Below are 16,145 nucleotides of genomic sequence, written 5' to 3'. Positions count from 1 at the left end.
GGGCGTCCGCCGGGCCGGGGCGGCTCACCGGGTCACCGCCTCGGCGGTGGGATGCAGCCAGCAGGCGACGGTGCGGCCCGGGTGGTCGTCGGCGGGAGCGCCGAGGACGGGAAGCTCGTTGTCGCAGGGGGTGAACGCCCGGGGGCACCGCGGGTGGAAGGCGCAACCCGCGGGCATGGCGCGCAGGTCCGGCGGGGAGCCGGGGATCCCGGCGAGTTCGCGCCGCGGTCCGCGCAGCGCGGGGAAGGAGTGCAGCAACCCGTCGGTGTACGGGTGGAGGGCGGCCCGGTACAGCTGCGCCGCGGGCGCCTCCTCGACGATCCGTCCGCCGTACATGATGGCGATCCGGTCCGAGAACTCGACCAGCAGGGACAGGTCGTGGGTGATGAACAGCACCGCGAAGCCGAGCCGCTCGCGCAGTTCGGCGAGCTCGCCGAGGATCTGCCGCTGCATGACGACGTCGAGCGCCGTCGTCGGCTCGTCCATGATCACGATCTGGGGCTCCAGCGCGAGCGCCATGCCGATCATGACGCGCTGGCGCATGCCACCGGAGAGCTGGTGCGGATAGCTGTCCATCCGGTCCGCCGAGATGCCGACCAGCTTGAGCAGCTCGCGGGCGCGGGCGAGCCGGGCGGCGGCGCTCGTCGTCGGCTCGTGCGCCTTGATCACGTCGAGGAGCTGCGTGGAGATCCGGTGGACCGGGTTGAGCGAGTTCATCGCCCCCTGGAACACGATCGAGGTCTCCGCCCAGCGGAAGCGGCGCAGCTCGGCGGGCGAGAGCGCCATGATGTCGACCGGTTCGCCGTCTGCCGGGTGGTAGCGGACGGATCCGCTGCGGATCACGCCGGGCGGCGGCAGCAGCCGGGTGATCCCGTACGCCAGGGTGGACTTGCCGCTGCCGCTCTCGCCGGCCAGCCCCAGCACCTCCCCGCGGCGCAGGGTGAGGTCGACCTCCCGGACCGCCCGCACGGCCTGGTCGCCGACCCCGTAGTCGACGTTGAGGCCCTTGATCTCCAGCACCGGTTGCGTCATCGACTCCCACCCTTCCGGTCGGTGCTGCTCAGGACGACCGCGCCGACGGGGACCGGGGGCGGGCTCGCCGGCGGCGGGTCGAGTACGGGGGTGAAGCCGACCCGCATCCGGACGGTGCGCCCGGACGCGGTCCGGATCCGGGTCCTGCCGCCGCTGCGCAGCCGAGGGCTGACGAACTCGTCGATGCCGAAGTTGATCAGCGCGAGCGCGGTGCCCAGCAGCGCGATGGCCAGGCCGGCCGGCACGAACCACCACCAGGCCCCCTGCGCGAGGGCCTGCTGACCCTGCGCCCAGAACAGGATGGTGCCCCAGTTCCACGTCGTGATCGACGAGATGCCGATGAAGGCCAGCGTGATCTCCGACATGACCGCGAAGATGACGGTGCCGACGAAGCCGGACGCGATGATCGCGGTGAGGTTGGGCAGGATCTCGAAGAGGATGACGCGCCAGGTCCGCTCGCCGGTGGCGCGCGCCGCCTCGACGTAGTCGCGGCGGCGCAGCGACAGCGTCTGCGCGCGGAGCACCCGGGCGCCCCACGCCCACGAGGTGAGGCCGATGATGAGCGCGACCAGCGTGTCGCTGGCCCGCTCCACGATCGAGGTCACGATGATGATCAGCGGTAGCGCCGGGATCACCAGGAACACGTTGGACAGGGCCGACAGGCCCTCGTCCGCCACCCCGGCGACGTAGCCGGACGTCACGCCGATGAGGATGGACAGGAGCGTCGCGATCACGCCGGCGATCAGACCCACGACGACGACGCTGCGGGTGCCGACCAGGATCTGGCTGAAGATGTCCTGACCGAGGTGGGTGGTGCCGAACCAGTGTTCGGCCGAGGGCGCCTGCAGGACGTCGCTGCTTCGGGCGCTCGGGTCGTACGGCGCCACCCACGGCCCGATGACCGCGAAGAGGCCGTAGATGGCCAGGATGACCAGGCCGGCCGCGACCTTGGCGTTGGCGATGAACCGGAACCGGCGCCGCTTCGCCCTGCCCGGCGCGGTCGACGGCTGGGCCATGGCTCCCTGGCCGGGGATGACCTGCTCGATGCTCGAGGGTGAGATTGTCATCGCTCAGCTCTTTCGGGTCCGCGGATCGAGAAGCAGGTACGCGACGTCGGCGAGCAGGTTCGCGACCAGCACGGAGATCGTGATGATCAGGAAGATCCCCTGCATCAGCGGATAGTCCTTGGCGCCGACCGCCTGGAAGAGCTGGTAGCCGAGCCCCGGGTAGGAGAAGACGATCTCCACCAGCAGGGTGCCGCCGACGATGAACCCGAGCGACAGCGCGAAGCCCGAGACGTTGGGCAGCAGCGCGTTGCGGGCGGCGTAGCTGAGAGCCACCCGGCGCTCCGACAGGCCCTTCGCGTGCGCGACCGTGATGTAGTCCTCGGACGAGACGGTGACCATCATGTTGCGCATGCTGAGGATCCACCCGCTCATCGAGGAGACCAGGATGGTGGCCGCGGGCAGGATGCTGTGCTGGATGGCGCTCGGGATGAAGTACTGGTCGAACGCCGGCACGAGGCCCGGCTCGTAGCCGCCGGACGACGGAAAGAAGCTCCCCGGCCCGGCGAACAGGGCGATCGCGACGAGGCCCAGCCAGAAGTACGGGATCGAGGACAGGAACGTCGTTGCCGGCAGCAGGGCGTCGATCCACGAGCCGCGCCGCCAGCCGGCGCCGACGCCGAGCGCGGTGCCGAGGAGGAAGCTGACGATCGTGGTGACGCCGACCAGGCCGACCGTCCACGGCAGGCTGTCGCCGATCACCGTCGACACCGGCGTCGGGAAGAACGTGAACGACAGACCGAGGTCACCCTGGAAGAGCTGCTTCCAGTAGTCGACGTACTGCTCCCAGATGCTCTCGTTCTCGTCCAGGCCGAACAGGACGCGAAGCGACTCGATGGCATCGGCGCTGATCCGGCCCTGGTTGCGCGAGATGAGGGACTGGACCGGATCGCCGGGGATCATCCGCGGGATGAAGAAGTTGAGTGTGATCGCCGCCCACGCCGTGAACAGGTAGAAGGCCATGCGTTGCAGCAGGAACCTCATCGGACGTCCCCCACGGTGGCGGTGCCGTCCTGGTGGGCCAGCGCCGGGGGCGGCGGCACGGTCGGATCGGCGTCGGGTGCGGCGGAGCCGGGGCCTTCGGCGGCGACCGTGGCCGGGTCGTAGAGCCAGCACGCCGCCCAGTGGCCGGGCCGGTCGCCGATCGTGTGCCGCGGCGGCAGGTCGACGGTGCAGCGGGGCATGGCGTGCGGGCAGCGCGGGTGGAACCGGCAGCCGGCCGGCGGGCTGATCAGGCTCGGCGGCTCGCCGTGGCCGCGGTCCGCCCCGGCGGCCCCGCCGACGTCGGCGCCGCCGTCGCCGGTGATGCGGTCGGGGTCCGGCGCCGACTCGATGAGCAGCCGGGTGTACGGGTGCGCCGGGTTCTGGGTGACCGTCTCGCTGTCGCCGCCCTCGACCATCCGGCCGGCGTACATCACGATCGTCTCGTCGGCGAAGTAGCGGGCCGAGGCGATGTCGTGCGTGATGTAGAGGATGGCGAGGTTGAGCCGCCCCTTGAGGTCCCGCAGCAGGTTGAGCACCCCGAGGCGGATCGAGACGTCCAGCATGGACACCGGCTCGTCGGCGAGGAGCACCTCCGGGTCGGCCCCGAGCGCCCGGGCGATCGCGACCCGCTGCCGCTGGCCACCGGAGAGCTCGTGCGGGAACGCGTCCAGGTAGCGCTCGGGCGGCGTGAGGCTGACCCGGGTGAGCAGATCGGCGAGGGCCCTGTCCAGGTCCTCGGCGGTGCGCCCCGCGTTGCCGTGGATCCGCAGCGATCGGGTGAGGTGGTAGCGGACGGTGTGCACCGGGTTCAGCGACGCGAACGGGTCCTGCAGGATCAGTTGGACGCGTCGCACGTACGCCCGGAACGCCCGACCACCGCGGACCCTGGTCGACGTGCCGTGCAGGCGGATGTCGCCGGCGGTGCGGGGGTGGAGCTGGGCCAGCAGCCGGGCCACCGTGGACTTGCCGGAGCCGGACTCGCCGACCAGCGCGGTCACCTGGCCACGGCGCAGCACGAACGAGACGTCGTCGACGGCGTGGACGGCCGCCGCCGATCGGGATAAGAGGTCACGCAGTCGCTTGCGGACGGGGAAATGCTTGGTCAGGCCGACGGCCTCCAGCACCACCTCGTTGACCGGCGCCTCCGCGCTGTCGCTCAACGTCATGGCGAGTTCCTGTCTGGGATGTGTGTGTGGGAGCCCCTCCCCGGCCGGCAGCGGCCGGGGAGGGGCACCCGAGGGGATCAGCTACCGGCAGGCTTGAGGTGCAGGACCACGTCCACCGCGTTGGGCTGGGTGGGCTGCATCGCGCCGTACGGGTTCGAGTCGTCGGGCCAGCCGGTCCAGTTCTTCGTGCTGTACGCGCCACCGATGTTGTCCGCGCCGACCGGGATCATCGGCATCTGCTCGACGAAGATCTTCTGCAGCGTGTTCATCGCGGTGGTACGGGCGGCCTCGTCGGTCGCGTTCGCGTAGGCCTTGAGGGCCTCGGTCGCCTCGGGGTTGTTGAAGCGGCCGAAGTTGCCCGCCGGGGAGGCGGTGCCGATCGGCTTCAGCACCCGACCGTCCATGACGGTCCGGTAGATGTCGTACGGCGTGGCGCCGCCCTCGGTCCACCGGAAGGTCGCGTCGAAGTTGCCCTGCTCGACATTCCGGAACCAGGCGTCCTGGTTGGCCTTGTCGATCGTGGCGGCGATACCGATCTTGGACAGGTTGTCCTTCACGATCTCGAGGCTGGTCTGGTAGTCGGACCAACCGGCCGGGTCGGTCAGGGTCAGCGTGACGGGCTTGCCGGACTTGTCCTTGAGGGTGTTGCCGTCGAGCTGGTAGCCGGCGCCGGTGAGCAGCGCCTTGGCGCCCTCGACGTCGACCTTGTGCTCCTGGCCCTTGAACTCCGGGGCGATGAACGGGTCACCGGCGGGACTGGGCAGGCCGGTCACGCTCTTCACCAGCGGGTGGAAGTACGCGGCCTCCGCCGTGGTGAAGATGTCCTCGCGGTCGATGACCATGTTCATCGCGCGGCGCAGCGCCGGGTCGTCGAACGGCTTCTTCGTGGTGTTGAGGTAGAGGCCGTGGATGCCCAGGATCGCCGGCGCCCACACCTTGTGGTGGGCCGGGTCCTTGTCGACGAAGACGGCCTTGTAGTTGGGGATGAAGACGAAGCTCCACTCCGACTCGCCGTTGGCCAGGGCGGTGGTCTGCGCGCTGTTGTCGGTGTACGACGTGAAGCGCAGCTCCTTGACCTTCGGCGGGTCCTGCCAGTAGCCGCTCTCCCGCACGCTCAGCGTGGTGCTGGCCGGGGTGAAGGACTTCAACGTGTACGGGCCGCTGCCGACCGGCTGCTTGACGGGGTCGGTCGTCGGGTCGCTGATCTTCTCCCAGATGTGCTTCGGGACGATCGGCACCCGCCACAGGACCTTCTGCTGGTTGACGAACTGCGGGCTGGCGGTCTTGATCGTGACCTCGTTGCCGCTGGCGGTCGCCTCGGTGTACGGCACGCCCTGGTCGTTCAGCGCCGGGTACTTCTTGACCAGGTTGTACGTGAACGCGACGTCCTCGGCCGTGACCTTCTGGCCGTCGGACCAGGTGGCGTTGTCGCGGATGGTGACCTTGACGGAGGTGTAGTCCGCCGACCACTCGGCCTTGGTGGCCAGCCACGGCTTCATCGGGTCGGCCGGCTTGACCGGGTTCCACATCATCAGCGGCTCGTAGATCTGCCAGCGGTAGCCCAGCGAGGAAGCGGCCGACGTGGTGAGGAACGGGTTGTTGTTCTCGGTCTGCGGGCCGTTCGGCATGCCGACGTTGAGCACGGTGGCCGCCGGGCCGTTGTTCTTGTTCGCGTTCGGGCTGTCGCCACAGGCGGCGACGGTGGTGGCCACCGCGCCGGCCAGCGCGATGGCGAGGAGCCGTCGTCTTCTCATGGAGGTCTCCCTCGGTGCTCCCCGGACGGGGGGTGTGGTGGATGGAGGGTGTGCGGTGTTACCACCGGAGGGCGGTGCCCGCCGGCGTCGTCGGTGAGGGACAGCGGCGTCAGGTGCCGCTGGTCGAGGCGCGCACGGTGAATCCGGTGGGGATGACGATGGGACGGTCGGGCAGCGGTCTGCCGTCGAGGTGGGAGATCAGGGTGCGGGCCGCGACTTCCCCCATCTCCCGCAACGGCTGGCGTACGGAGCTCAGTGGCGGATGGGTGTGCCCCGCCAGGGGCAGGTCGTCGAAGCCGACGACCGCGACGTCGTCCGGCACCCGGCGGCCCGCGTCCATGAGGGCCTGCAGGGCTCCGGCGGCGGACAGGTCGTTGTGGGCGAAGACCGCGTCGAACGGCACGCCGGCGGCGAGCAGGCGCTCCACCGCCGCCCGGCCGCACTCGAAGGTGAAGTCTCCTTCCACCACGCGATCCGGGTCGATCGGCAGTCCCGCCTCGGCGTAGCGCTCGGCGAACCCGGCCGACCGCTCCTCGGTGCACCCGAACTGGGGCACGCCCGTGATGACCACGGGTCGCCGCCGGCCGAGTTCCAGCAGGTGCGCCGCCGCGGCGCGGGCGCCGGCGTGGTTGGTGGTCTGCACCGAGGGGAAGCGGGGCCGGTGACCCCGGTCGTCGATGAGAACGACCGGCAGGCCCTGCTCGTGCAGGTCGGTGATGTAGTCCAGCGTGCCCTCCGGTTCCACCACCAGCAGGCCGTCGAAGGCCTTCGCCGAGACCTGCGAGGTGAACCGCCGCATCGACTCGTCGCCCCGGTTGCAGGTGAACAGCAGCAGGCCGTACCCCTCGTCCTCGACCACGTCGACCGCGCCCTGCAGCACCTCGCCCATCCACGGCCAGGTCAGGGCGGGCACCAGCATCCCGACCACGCGGGTGCGGCCCCGAGCCAGCCCGACCGCCCGCGCGCTGGGTACGTAACCGAGGTCCGAGATGACCGCGCGGACGCGGTCCGCGGTCGTCTGGTCCACCTCGCCCTTGCCGTTCAGCACCCGCGAGACGGTCGTCTTGCTCACGCCCGCCCGGCTGGCGACGTCGGCGATGGTGATCGGCACGTGGCGCTCCTGAGTCTGTTCGGAACCGGTTACGGAACCGGTTGCGGAACCGGTTCCGTCGCAGTCAAGCGGAGTGACGGCGGTCACGTCAATAACGGGCCGATAACGAATGGTTAGCCTTCTTTCCGGTGCCGACAGCGGCCGGCAGCGCCTAGTCTCGGCGCATGGCGCGGTACTACGACGTACACCCGGACAACCCGCAGCCCCGGATCCTCCGGCAGGTCGTCGACCTCATCCGGGACGACGGCCTGATCGCCTATCCGACCGATTCGTGCTTCGCGCTGGGCTGCCAGCTCGGCAACCGCGACGGGCTGGACCGGATCCGCGAGATCCGGCACCTCGACGAACGGCACCACTTCACGCTGGTGTGCCGGGACTTCGCGCAACTGGGCCAGTTCGTGCACGTCAGCAACTCGGTCTTCCGCCTGGTCAAGGCCTCCACACCCGGCAGCTACACGTTCATCCTGCCGGCCACGAAGGAGGTGCCGCGCCGGATGCTGCATCCGAAGAAGCGCACGGTGGGCGTCCGCGTACCCGATCACACCGTCACCCAGGCGCTGCTGGCCGAACTCGGCGAGCCGCTGGTGTCGAGCACGCTGATCCTGCCCGGCGAGGACGAACCGCTGACCCAGGGCTGGGAGATCAAGGAACGGCTGGACCACGTCCTCGACGCGGTGATCGACGCGGGCGACGGCGGCAAGGAGCCGACCACGGTGGTCGACCTGTCCCAGGACGAGCCGGAGATCCTGCGCCGGGGAGCCGGCGACCCCTCCCGCTTCGAGTGACGGGGCGTAGGCTGGCTGACGTGGATCAAGAGGATCGCATCGCACTCTTCCTCGACTACGAGAACCTCGCGCTGGGCGTACGCGACCACGGCAACGGAGTCACCTTCGACTTCCGTCCCATCGCCGACGCCCTCGCCGAGCGCGGCCGGGTGGTGGTGCGCCGTGCGTACGCCGACTGGTCGTACTTCGACGAGGACCGCCGCATGCTCACGCGGTCCCACGTCGAACTCATCGAGATACCCCAGCGCATGGGCGCGTCCCGCAAGAACGCCGCCGACATCAAGATGGCCGTCGACGCCGTCGAGCTGGCCTTCGAGCGCGAGTACATCTCCACGTTCGTGATCGGCACCGGTGACAGCGACTTCACGCCGCTGGTGCACAAGCTCCGCGAACTCAACAAGCGCGTCATCGGCGTCGGAGTCGAGAAGTCCACCTCCGCCCTGCTCCCGCCCGCCTGCGACGAGTTCCTCTACTACGACCGTCTGGAGGGGGTCGAGATCCCGTCGACCCGCGTCCGGCGCGGCCGCCCCGCACGGTTGCCCAGCCCGGAGCCGCTGCGAGTGGAACCGGAGCCCGAGCCGCAGCCGGAGGTCGAGGAACCGGCACGGGACGTCGACACGCTGTCGGCCCTCGTGGCGCAGACCGTGGCCGGTCTTCAGGGCAGCTCCGGTGGCGAGGTCACCGCCTCGCGCCTGAAGCGCACCCTCCTCCGGAAGGACCCGACGTTCAGCGAGTCGGACTACGGGTTCCGCACGTTCGGGGAACTGCTGCGGCACCTCGCCGACCGCAACGTGGTGGAACTGGCCGAAGGCCCGGCCAAGGGCGACCCGGAGGTGTCCCTACCCGAGCACGGCGAACGGGAGGAAGCCTTCGGGCTGCTCCGTACCGTCGTCCGGGATCTGACCGGCGGCGACGGCAGCGTGCCCCTCTCCGGCCTCAAGAACGCCCTGCGCCGGGCGAAGCCCGACTTCAGCGAGAAGAAGCTCGGCTACCGCAGCTTCCTCCAGTTCTGCCGGGCGGCCGCCACCAGCGGAGCGGTCGAGCTGCGGTGGAGCCCCGAAGCCGACGACTACCTCCTCACCGCCCGGGCCGGCTGACCGCGTCGTAGGCGGCGAGAACGACGTGCCCCCGGGGCGAGATCCGGTACCCGGTGCCGAGGCTCTCGGTCAGGCCCAGCTCTTTCAGCCGCCGAACCTGGCGCTTGAAAGCGTCCGTGGGCCAGCCGAGTTCGGCGGCCAGATCAGGCGCCCGCACCGCGGGCCGCCGCAGTATCGCTCGCAGGACAGGCAGCACCCACGGCCCACGCTGCGCCTGGTCGTCGATGCGCCGGAGCTCGGCGACCACGCCCGCAAGCTCTGCTGGTGCCAGCTCATCCTGCTCCCGCAGCCGGAGACGAGGATCAGGCCCGGCGTGGCGGATGCCGATGCGGTAGATGTCGCCGTCGAGCCGGCCGGCCAGGAAGGTCAACAGGCTGTCGAGCGATCCGAACCCGGCACGCCGCGCGTCCTCCGGGTCGATCTGCTCCGGCTGGACGACACTCACCGAGGTGATCTCGACGAGGCCGATCAAGGTACGCAGCCGAGTGCCCGGCCGCACTCGCGGTCTGGTCCACCGCCGGAACGCCAGCGTCACGTCGCCTCGTTCCACGGCGTCCAGCGTCCCGGCGGGAAACAGCATGCTGACCTCGATTCACCACGTCGGTTCCTCCAACCTATGGCCCGGCCTTGTCGCGGCCGAGGTGTTGGCCGCAGAGGTTGCCTCCTGACAACCGTGGTTGGATGGTGGGGTGCAGTTCACGGTGACTGATGTGCCCGAGCGGGAGCGGTTCGAGGCGCGGGACGAAACGGGCGCGACGGCCGGCCTGGTCACGTATCAACTGACCGGCAACATCATCGTCTACACCCACACCGAGGTCGCCCCGGAGTTCGAGGGCCAGGGGGTCGGATCGACCCTGGCCCGTGCCGTGATGGACGACGCTCGGGCGAAACAGCGGACCGTGGTGCCGATCTGCCCCTTCCTCAGTGAGTGGCTGGGCAAGCACCCGGAGTACGACGACATCGTGGCGCGGTCGACGCGCAAGGTGAAGTAGTCGCCTGCCCCGACTGGGAGAAGTCATGATCTTCATTACCGCCAAGTTCCGAGTGCGGCCCGAGCACGCCGACCGGTGGCCGGAGATCGCCGCCGACTTCACCCGGGCCACGCGAGCGGAGCCGGGGTGCCTGTGGTTCGACTGGTCCCGCAGCATCGACGACCCGACTGAGTACGTCCTGGTCGAGGCGTTCCGGAACGCCGACGCCGGAGCGGCGCACGTCCAGTCCGAGCACTTCAAGGCCGCGCAACGGACCCTGCCGCCCCACCTCGCCGAGACCCCCCGCATCGTCAACATGGCGATCCCGCAGGACGACTGGTCCGAGCTCGGCGAGATGGCCGTCCCCGACCGCAGGTAGCACCGGCCCCGGCAACGCCGGCGGCCCGGGGCTCCGGCCGGATCCGCGCGTCGATGATGTCCGAATCTCGCCAGACGACCACCTGTCGCCACGGAATGCTTCGGGATGCCACCGGCACGCCCAACCGCAAGGAGATTCCGTGCTTCCGAAGGTTTCCCGCGCCCTGTCGACAGCGGCCGAGACGTTCGCCGCGCTGCACCGCCCTGGCGACCCGCTGCTGCTGCCCAACGCCTGGGACGTCGGGTCGGCCGTCGCGATCGCCAACGCGGGGGCCAGGGCGATCGCCACGACGAGCGCGGGCGTCGCCTGGTCGCTCGGCGTACCCGACGGCGCCGACCTCGGACCTGACCGCGCCGCGGCGGCGGTCGAGCGCATCGTGGCCGCGGTCGGAGTTCCAGTCTCCGCCGACATCGAGGCCGGCTACGGCGCGGAACCCGACGCCGTCGCGGCGACCGTCACCGCCGTCGTCGGGGCGGGCGCCGTCGGGGTGAACCTCGAGGATCGGAACGGCCACCCGGACACGCCGCTGTTCACTCCGGCCGAACAGGCGGAACGGCTGGCCGCTGCCCGCGCCGCCGCGAGCCGGCTCGGCGTCCGGCTGTGGATCAACGCACGGACCGACATCTTCCTCGCCGGAGTCGGACCGGCCGAGCGCCGGCTGGACGACGCCCTCGAACGCGCCGAACAGTACGCCGCAGCGGGGGCGGACAGCCTCTTCGTACCCGGACTGGTCGACCCCACCGCCCTCGCCGAACTGGCCGCCGGGCCGCTGCCCATCGCCGTCATGGCCGGGGCGGGCGCCCCGCCGGTGGCGGAACTCGCCGCCGCCGGCGTCGTCCGGATCAGTCTCGGTTCCGCGATCGTGCAGGCCGCATACGCGGTCGCCGCCCGCGCGGCGACCGAACTGCTGTCGACGGGTACCTACGGGTCGGTCACCGAGACGATCGCGTACGGCACGATGAACACCGCGCTCACCGCGGGCGCGGCGACCTGAGCGCCCTCGGCCCGGCCACCGCCGCCGACCGGAACCGCGGCGGTGGCCGGCGACGTGGACAGGCCTACGCGCTGCTGCGACCATGACGTGATGGATGTCGCGGCCCGCTCGAACAGCCGGTCCCTCCTCGGGCTCTCGCTGGTGTCGCTGGTGATCGCGGCCGTCATCGTCTTCGCTTCACGCTCGTCGGAGTCTTCGGCGATGCCCGCCTGGCGGCCACCCGCCGGCTACGCCGTCACCGACACGGTTCCGCTGGCGACCGACCGCGCGTTGCGGCTCTGGACCGGACCGTCGGGCTGGTACGTCGAGAGCCTGACCTCCGGCCGGCACGAGGCCGCCGTCGGCGCCAGCAGTGGTGGCGGTGAGTACACCGTCAGCGAGGTCCTCGGCGGGCTCGTCGGCCACGTGCCGATGGCCGACGCGCACGCCGTGTCGGTGGGAGAACCGGGCGTCGCCGTGCGGGTAGACCTCCATGACGGCGTGTTTCTGGTCCCTGCCTCGGTCATGGCGCCCTCGGACGTCGCTGTTCCGGTGACGCCGCTGGACGCGAACGGCATGCCCATGGCGGACACGCCCCTCGTGCCCGTCGCCGGACGCACCTGACACCCGCTACGACCCACGCGTGGGCGGGCGGCCGACGTCGACCCACGCGCACCTCCGTTACGGCCGGATGTCCAGGGCGCCGATCAGACCGTCGCGGAGCGTGAACCGGTGGCGCAGCCGGACCGGGCTGCCCGGGAACGTGCCGGAGACGAGGGCCGTCACCACGACGTTGCCCCCGGCCTCCTCCTGGAAGTCCTCCGGTACGGCGTCGTAGTCGAACTCGGCCACCGTCCGCTCACGCCAAGCCCGGATCGCCGCCCGGCCCTCGTGGGTACGGTCCTCGTCGGCGACGATCGCGTTGTCGGTGAAGCAGGCGACGAAGGCGTCGACGTCGCGTTCGCCGATGATGCGAAAGTAACGGGCGATCACATCGGGAACGGTGGTGGTCATGTGTCCCTCCTCAGCTCGCAGGGCGGAGCACGCCGGCCGGGACGTGGAGGGGCCGTCAGTCGCCGTCGGGCCCTCCGGTCTCCCGGAGCCGCCCGTCGGCGAGCCGCAGCCACCGGTCCACCCCGATCCCGGCGAGGAACCGCTCGTCGTGGCTGACTACCACGAACGCCCCCTGGTACGCCTTGAGGGCGCTTTCGAGTTGCCCGACGCTGACCAGGTCGAGGTTGTTGGTCGGCTCGTCGAGCAGGAGCAGGTGCGGTGCCGGTTGCGCGTACAGGACGCAGGCGAGCGTGGCCCGCAGCAGCTCACCGCCGGACAGTGCGCCGACCGGCAGGTGGGCGCGGGCGCCGCGGAACAGGAAGCGGGCGAGCAGGGTCATCCGCTCGGCCTGCGGCCGCTCCGGGGCGTACGCGGTAAAGTTCTCCGCGACCGTGCGGGCGGGGTCGAGCAGGTCGAGGCGCTGCGAGAGGTACGCGACCCGCCCGTCCGCCCGCCGCGTGGAACCCGCGTCCGGTGCGAGGGAGCCCTCGATCAGGCGCAGCAGGGTCGACTTGCCGGCGCCGTTGGGCCCGGTCAACGCGATGCGCTCCGGTCCCCGGATGGTCAGGTCGAGGCCGTCGCCGGCGAAGAGCCCGCGGACCTGCATCCGCTCCCCGACGAACACGGTGCGCCCGGCCGGGACGGTCGTGTCGGGCAGGTCCAGGGTGAGGGTCGCGTCGTCGCGCAGCGCGCGGCTGGCCTCGTCGAGGCGGGCCCGGGCCTCGCTGACCCGGTTGGCGTGCGTGTCCTGGGCTCGCCCGGCCGACTCCTGGGCGCTGCGCTTCATGGCCCCGGCGACGATGCGGGGCAGGCCCGCGCTCTTGAGGTTGCGGGCGGCGTTGCTGGCCCGGCGTTCGGCGCGCTCGCGGGCCTGCTGCATCTCCCGCTTCTCCCGCTTGACCTCCAGTTCGGCGCTGCGGACCGTCCGCTCGGCGGCCTCCCGGGCGGCCTGGGCGGCCTCGGCGTACGCGGTGAAGTTCCCGCCGAAGAAGGTCACCTCACCGCGGTCGAGTTCGGCAATGCGGTCCATCCGGTCCAGCAGCGCCCGGTCGTGGCTGACCAGCAGCAGGCAGCCGGGCCACTCGTCGAGCGCCGCGTAGAGCCGGTGCCGGGCGTCGAGGTCGAGGTTGTTGGTGGGCTCGTCGAGCAGCAGCACGTCGGGCCGCTTCAACAGCTGCGCGGCGAGGCCGAGGGAGACGACCTGGCCGCCGCTGAGCGTGTGCAGGCGGCGGTCGAGCGCGACGTCGGCGAGGCCGAGCCGGTCCAGCTCGTGGCGGCTGCGCTCCTCGACGTCCCAGTCGTCGCCGACGGTGGTGAAGTGCTCCTCGGCGGCGTCGCCGGCCTCGATGGCGTGCAGGGCGCGCAGTACGGCGTCCACGCCGAGCACCTCGGCGACGGTCAGCTCACCGTCGAGCGGCAGGGTCTGCGGCAGGTAGCCGAGCACGCCGTCGACGGTGACCGTGCCGGCGGTGGGCGCCAGCTCGCCGGCGATCAGCCGCAGCAGGGTGCTCTTGCCGGCGCCGTTGGGCGCGACCAGGCCGGTGCGGCCCGGCGGCACGGTGACGGACAGGTCCTGGAAGACCGGGGTGTCGTCCGGCCAGGAAAACGACAGGTGGGAACAGACGACGCAGGCGTCGGACATGGAAGCGGATCCTCGGGGAGAGACGGGCGGGCGATGGTCGCCCGGATGACGACGAGGGCGAGCGCTTTCGCGCGCCCGCGGGTGCGGTCACCCGGAGATGTCGTCGTCCCCGATGAGCATGTCGAACTCCTCGATCCGGTAATCGCCGTCAACCCTAACAGCGGCCGCGACCACCGCCGAACCCATTTTCGCGCCGCTCCGGCTTGCCGGACCTCGAACGTCCAGCCAGCCGACGCGGGCGGCCGTCACGTGAAGTCGGCCGGGCTGAACTCCTTGCGCTCCACCAGCACCAGCCAGTTGCCGGAGTTGTCCCGGGCGACGGCCTCCACCCCGTACGGGCGCTCGGCCGGCTCCTGGAGGAACTCCACCCCCTTGCTCCGCAGCTCCTCGTACGTCTTGCGGCAGTCGTCCACGCCCAGACCGAGGCCGAACAGCCCGCCCTCGTCCTGCGCCCGGCGGAACGTCTCGGCCAGTTCCGGCGACAGCGGCGGCCCGGGCAGGGTCAGGTGCACCTCCAGCTCGGGCTGGCTGGGGTGCTTGACGGTGCACCAGCGGTACGAGCCGTCGGCCAGGGTGATGTCGGTGTGCTCCTCGAAGCCGAGGACGTCGATGTAGAACGCCTTGGACGCGTCGATGTCCTTGACGAAGACGCTGGTGATCGAAACGTGCGTAATCATGAGGCCAGGCTATGAAGGATTTCCGGCCGGCGGCTTCTCCTCGCTTGCGGACGCGCCGGCCCGTTCCGCCAGCCCCCACATGAAGACGAAGCAGCCGGGGATGTGGGGAGCGCCGGTCTGCGCCCAGCGCCGCTGGAAGTCTCGCGGCGTCTCCCCGACGATCTCCCGGAACCGGCTGCTGAACGACCCGAGGCTGGTGAAGCCGACCGCGTGGCAGACCTCGGTGACGGTCAGGTTGGTGGCCCGCAGCAGGTCCTGCGCCCGCTCGATGCGCCGGCGGGACAGGTACGCCGCCGGGGACAGCCCGTACGTGATCGTGAAGAGGCGCTGGAAGTGGAACCTGCTGAGGCCGGCGACCGCCGCCACGGTCGCCAGGTCCAGCGGCTCGGTGTAGTGGCGGTCGATGTGGTCGCGGGCCCGCCGCAGGTGGACCAGGAGGTCACCGGGGGCTCGGCGCGGCGGAGGGCTCATCATCGCCGAGCGTAGGCCCGCCGCCGGGCGGCGGCGATCGGAGTCGGCCTGACACGTCTGGTGATCCACTCCATGCCGCCAGCGTCGGGGGTCGTGGTCACCTCGGATACCCCGGTGCCGCTGACGCGGAGTGGATCAAGGGGACACCGTGGGTGGAGGAATCGGGCGAAGGGGTACCCGATGCCGGAGCCCGGACGTTAGGGTCCGCCCGTGCACGTCAACACCGAGGTCATCGAGTCGCTCAAGGCCGATCCGGCCGCCTCCGCCCTGCGCCGCTCGCTGGACCTGTCGTACGGCGACCCGGAGCGGGCGGCCGCGATGGACCGCTTCTACGCGCAGTTCGTCGGGCCCGGTGACCTCGTCGTCGACGTCGGCGCGCACGTGGGTGACCGCACCGGCAGCTTCCGCCGCCTGGGTGCCCGGGTGGTGGCGGTCGAGCCGCAGCCGCTGTGCGCGCGGACCATCCGGGCCCTGTACGGCGGGGACGACCAGGTCGTCCTGGTCGAGGCCGCCTGCGGCGCCACCCCGGGCACCCTCGAACTCCACGTCAACTCGGCGAACCCCACCGTCTCCACCGCGTCGCCCCACTTCATCCAGGCGGCGGACGGCGCGGACGGGTGGCGGGACGAGACGTGGGACGCGCGGCTGGACGTCCCGTCCACCACGCTCGACGCGCTCATCGACGACCACGGCGTGCCGGCCTTCGTCAAGATCGACGTCGAGGGCTTCGAGGACAGCGTGCTGGCCGGGCTGACCCGTCCGTTGCCGGCGGTGTCGTTCGAGTTCACCACGATCGAGCGGGCGGTGGCCCGCCGCGCGCTCGACCGCGCCACCGCGCTCGGCTTCACCCGCTTCAACCTGGCCCTCGGCGACACGATGGCCCTCGCCGAACCGGAGTGGATGTCCGCGAGCGCCATGGCGGCCCACCTGGACGCCCTGCCGCACGCCGCCAACTCCGGCGACGTGTACTGCCTGCCGTAGGGCCT

General features: G+C 71.2%; 19 protein-coding genes. 7 read left to right on the top strand and 12 right to left on the bottom strand.

The features are described 5' to 3' along the window. Positions 1–24 precede the first annotated feature (24 nt). From ACTMS0_RS20095 to ACTMS0_RS20070, 6 genes are all read right to left on the bottom strand, one after another. Positions 25–1,032: an ABC transporter ATP-binding protein gene (locus tag ACTMS0_RS20095; RefSeq protein WP_441156763.1), complete on the bottom strand. Its 1,008-nt coding sequence runs from the start codon at positions 1,030–1,032 to the stop codon at positions 25–27. After that, positions 1,029–2,099, bottom strand: coding sequence for an ABC transporter permease (locus tag ACTMS0_RS20090; protein ID WP_441156762.1), 1,071 nt, complete (start codon positions 2,097–2,099; stop codon positions 1,029–1,031). Before ACTMS0_RS20090 ends, ACTMS0_RS20095 begins: the two co-directional genes overlap by 4 nt. A gap of 3 nt (positions 2,100–2,102) precedes the next feature. Beyond that, positions 2,103–3,080, bottom strand: coding sequence for an ABC transporter permease (locus ACTMS0_RS20085; protein ID WP_441156761.1), 978 nt, complete (start codon positions 3,078–3,080; stop codon positions 2,103–2,105). Continuing rightward, positions 3,077–4,246 (bottom strand): ABC transporter ATP-binding protein, encoded by a 1,170-nt coding sequence (locus ACTMS0_RS20080; protein ID WP_441156760.1) that lies wholly within the window; start codon positions 4,244–4,246, stop codon positions 3,077–3,079. Before ACTMS0_RS20080 ends, ACTMS0_RS20085 begins: the two co-directional genes overlap by 4 nt. Positions 4,247–4,323: 77 nt before the next feature. Further along, positions 4,324–6,000 carry an ABC transporter substrate-binding protein gene (locus tag ACTMS0_RS20075; protein ID WP_441156759.1) on the bottom strand — a complete coding sequence of 559 codons (1,677 nt, stop codon included), beginning with the start codon at positions 5,998–6,000 and terminating at the stop codon, positions 4,324–4,326. 109 nt (positions 6,001–6,109) lie between these two features. Beyond that, the gene (locus ACTMS0_RS20070) at positions 6,110–7,111 is read right to left on the bottom strand and encodes a LacI family DNA-binding transcriptional regulator (RefSeq protein ID WP_441156758.1); all 1,002 of its coding nucleotides are present in this window, start codon (positions 7,109–7,111) and stop codon (positions 6,110–6,112) included. Between the two features lie 164 nt (positions 7,112–7,275). On the opposite strand from ACTMS0_RS20070, the gene ACTMS0_RS20065 reads away from it, so the two are divergent. After that, complete coding sequence (locus tag ACTMS0_RS20065; RefSeq protein WP_441156757.1) at positions 7,276–7,896, top strand: L-threonylcarbamoyladenylate synthase; 621 nt, start codon at positions 7,276–7,278, stop codon at positions 7,894–7,896. Between the two features lie 20 nt (positions 7,897–7,916). Next, positions 7,917–8,993: an NYN domain-containing protein gene (locus ACTMS0_RS20060; protein ID WP_441156756.1), complete on the top strand. Its 1,077-nt coding sequence runs from the start codon at positions 7,917–7,919 to the stop codon at positions 8,991–8,993. On the opposite strand, the gene ACTMS0_RS20055 is transcribed toward ACTMS0_RS20060, so the two are convergent. Continuing rightward, complete coding sequence (locus ACTMS0_RS20055) at positions 8,974–9,465, bottom strand: hypothetical protein (RefSeq protein WP_441156755.1); 492 nt, start codon at positions 9,463–9,465, stop codon at positions 8,974–8,976. The genes ACTMS0_RS20060 and ACTMS0_RS20055 overlap by 20 nt on opposite strands. A gap of 229 nt (positions 9,466–9,694) precedes the next feature. On the opposite strand from ACTMS0_RS20055, the gene ACTMS0_RS20050 reads away from it, so the two are divergent. From ACTMS0_RS20050 to ACTMS0_RS20035, 4 genes are all read left to right on the top strand, one after another. Further along, positions 9,695–9,985: a GNAT family N-acetyltransferase gene (locus tag ACTMS0_RS20050; RefSeq protein ID WP_441156754.1), complete on the top strand. Its 291-nt coding sequence runs from the start codon at positions 9,695–9,697 to the stop codon at positions 9,983–9,985. Between the two features lie 25 nt (positions 9,986–10,010). Then, positions 10,011–10,343, top strand: a complete 333-nt coding sequence (locus ACTMS0_RS20045) for a putative quinol monooxygenase (RefSeq protein WP_441156753.1) — start codon at positions 10,011–10,013, stop codon at positions 10,341–10,343. A gap of 139 nt (positions 10,344–10,482) precedes the next feature. Beyond that, positions 10,483–11,337: an isocitrate lyase/PEP mutase family protein gene (locus ACTMS0_RS20040; RefSeq protein ID WP_441156752.1), complete on the top strand. Its 855-nt coding sequence runs from the start codon at positions 10,483–10,485 to the stop codon at positions 11,335–11,337. Positions 11,338–11,427: 90 nt separating this feature from the next. After that, on the top strand, positions 11,428–11,940 hold the full coding sequence (locus ACTMS0_RS20035) for a hypothetical protein (protein WP_441156751.1): 513 nt from the start codon (positions 11,428–11,430) through the stop codon (positions 11,938–11,940). Positions 11,941–11,997: 57 nt separating this feature from the next. Here ACTMS0_RS20035 and ACTMS0_RS20030 read toward each other — a convergent pair whose 3' ends face one another. The 5 genes from ACTMS0_RS20030 to ACTMS0_RS20010 all read right to left on the bottom strand — a co-directional run bounded on the left by ACTMS0_RS20030 (position 11,998) and on the right by ACTMS0_RS20010 (position 15,159). Further along, positions 11,998–12,330 (bottom strand): nuclear transport factor 2 family protein, encoded by a 333-nt coding sequence (locus ACTMS0_RS20030; protein WP_441156750.1) that lies wholly within the window; start codon positions 12,328–12,330, stop codon positions 11,998–12,000. Between the two features lie 55 nt (positions 12,331–12,385). Next, a complete protein-coding gene (locus ACTMS0_RS20025; protein ID WP_441156749.1) occupies positions 12,386–14,011 on the bottom strand; it encodes an ABC-F family ATP-binding cassette domain-containing protein in 1,626 nt (541 codons plus the stop codon). 87 nt (positions 14,012–14,098) lie between these two features. After that, a complete protein-coding gene (locus tag ACTMS0_RS20020; RefSeq protein ID WP_441156748.1) occupies positions 14,099–14,260 on the bottom strand; it encodes a hypothetical protein in 162 nt (53 codons plus the stop codon). Continuing rightward, complete coding sequence (locus ACTMS0_RS20015) at positions 14,257–14,688, bottom strand: VOC family protein (protein WP_441156747.1); 432 nt, start codon at positions 14,686–14,688, stop codon at positions 14,257–14,259. Before ACTMS0_RS20015 ends, ACTMS0_RS20020 begins: the two co-directional genes overlap by 4 nt. A gap of 9 nt (positions 14,689–14,697) precedes the next feature. Beyond that, positions 14,698–15,159, bottom strand: a complete 462-nt coding sequence (locus ACTMS0_RS20010; protein ID WP_441156746.1) for a helix-turn-helix domain-containing protein — start codon at positions 15,157–15,159, stop codon at positions 14,698–14,700. Positions 15,160–15,369: 210 nt separating this feature from the next. Between ACTMS0_RS20010 and ACTMS0_RS20005 the strand changes: the two genes are divergently transcribed. Next, positions 15,370–16,140 (top strand): FkbM family methyltransferase, encoded by a 771-nt coding sequence (locus ACTMS0_RS20005; RefSeq protein WP_441156745.1) that lies wholly within the window; start codon positions 15,370–15,372, stop codon positions 16,138–16,140. The last annotated feature ends 5 nt before the right edge of the window (positions 16,141–16,145 follow it).

Source organism: Micromonospora sp. H33, from assembly GCF_052068455.1.
Classification (GTDB): Bacteria; Actinomycetota; Actinomycetes; order Mycobacteriales; family Micromonosporaceae; genus Micromonospora.
Note: the sequence above shows the minus strand (reverse complement) of the source record. Positions and strands in the feature narration are given on the sequence as shown.

Excerpts from the sequence above, each read along its gene's own strand:
- ACTMS0_RS20095 (WP_441156763.1), bottom strand. The coding sequence starts at position 1,032 with ATGACGCAACCGGTGCTGGAGATCAAGGGCCTCAACGTCGACTACGGG.
- ACTMS0_RS20090 (WP_441156762.1), bottom strand. The coding sequence starts at position 2,099 with ATGACAATCTCACCCTCGAGCATCGAGCAGGTCATCCCCGGCCAGGGA.
- ACTMS0_RS20085 (WP_441156761.1), bottom strand. The coding sequence starts at position 3,080 with ATGAGGTTCCTGCTGCAACGCATGGCCTTCTACCTGTTCACGGCGTGG.
- ACTMS0_RS20080 (WP_441156760.1), bottom strand. The coding sequence starts at position 4,246 with ATGACGTTGAGCGACAGCGCGGAGGCGCCGGTCAACGAGGTGGTGCTG.
- ACTMS0_RS20075 (WP_441156759.1), bottom strand. The coding sequence starts at position 6,000 with ATGAGAAGACGACGGCTCCTCGCCATCGCGCTGGCCGGCGCGGTGGCC.
- ACTMS0_RS20065 (WP_441156757.1), top strand. The coding sequence starts at position 7,276 with ATGGCGCGGTACTACGACGTACACCCGGACAACCCGCAGCCCCGGATC.
- ACTMS0_RS20045 (WP_441156753.1), top strand. The coding sequence starts at position 10,011 with ATGATCTTCATTACCGCCAAGTTCCGAGTGCGGCCCGAGCACGCCGAC.
- ACTMS0_RS20035 (WP_441156751.1), top strand. The coding sequence starts at position 11,428 with ATGGATGTCGCGGCCCGCTCGAACAGCCGGTCCCTCCTCGGGCTCTCG.
- ACTMS0_RS20030 (WP_441156750.1), bottom strand. The coding sequence starts at position 12,330 with ATGACCACCACCGTTCCCGATGTGATCGCCCGTTACTTTCGCATCATC.
- ACTMS0_RS20025 (WP_441156749.1), bottom strand. The coding sequence starts at position 14,011 with ATGTCCGACGCCTGCGTCGTCTGTTCCCACCTGTCGTTTTCCTGGCCG.
- ACTMS0_RS20015 (WP_441156747.1), bottom strand. The coding sequence starts at position 14,688 with ATGATTACGCACGTTTCGATCACCAGCGTCTTCGTCAAGGACATCGAC.
- ACTMS0_RS20010 (WP_441156746.1), bottom strand. The coding sequence starts at position 15,159 with ATGAGCCCTCCGCCGCGCCGAGCCCCCGGTGACCTCCTGGTCCACCTG.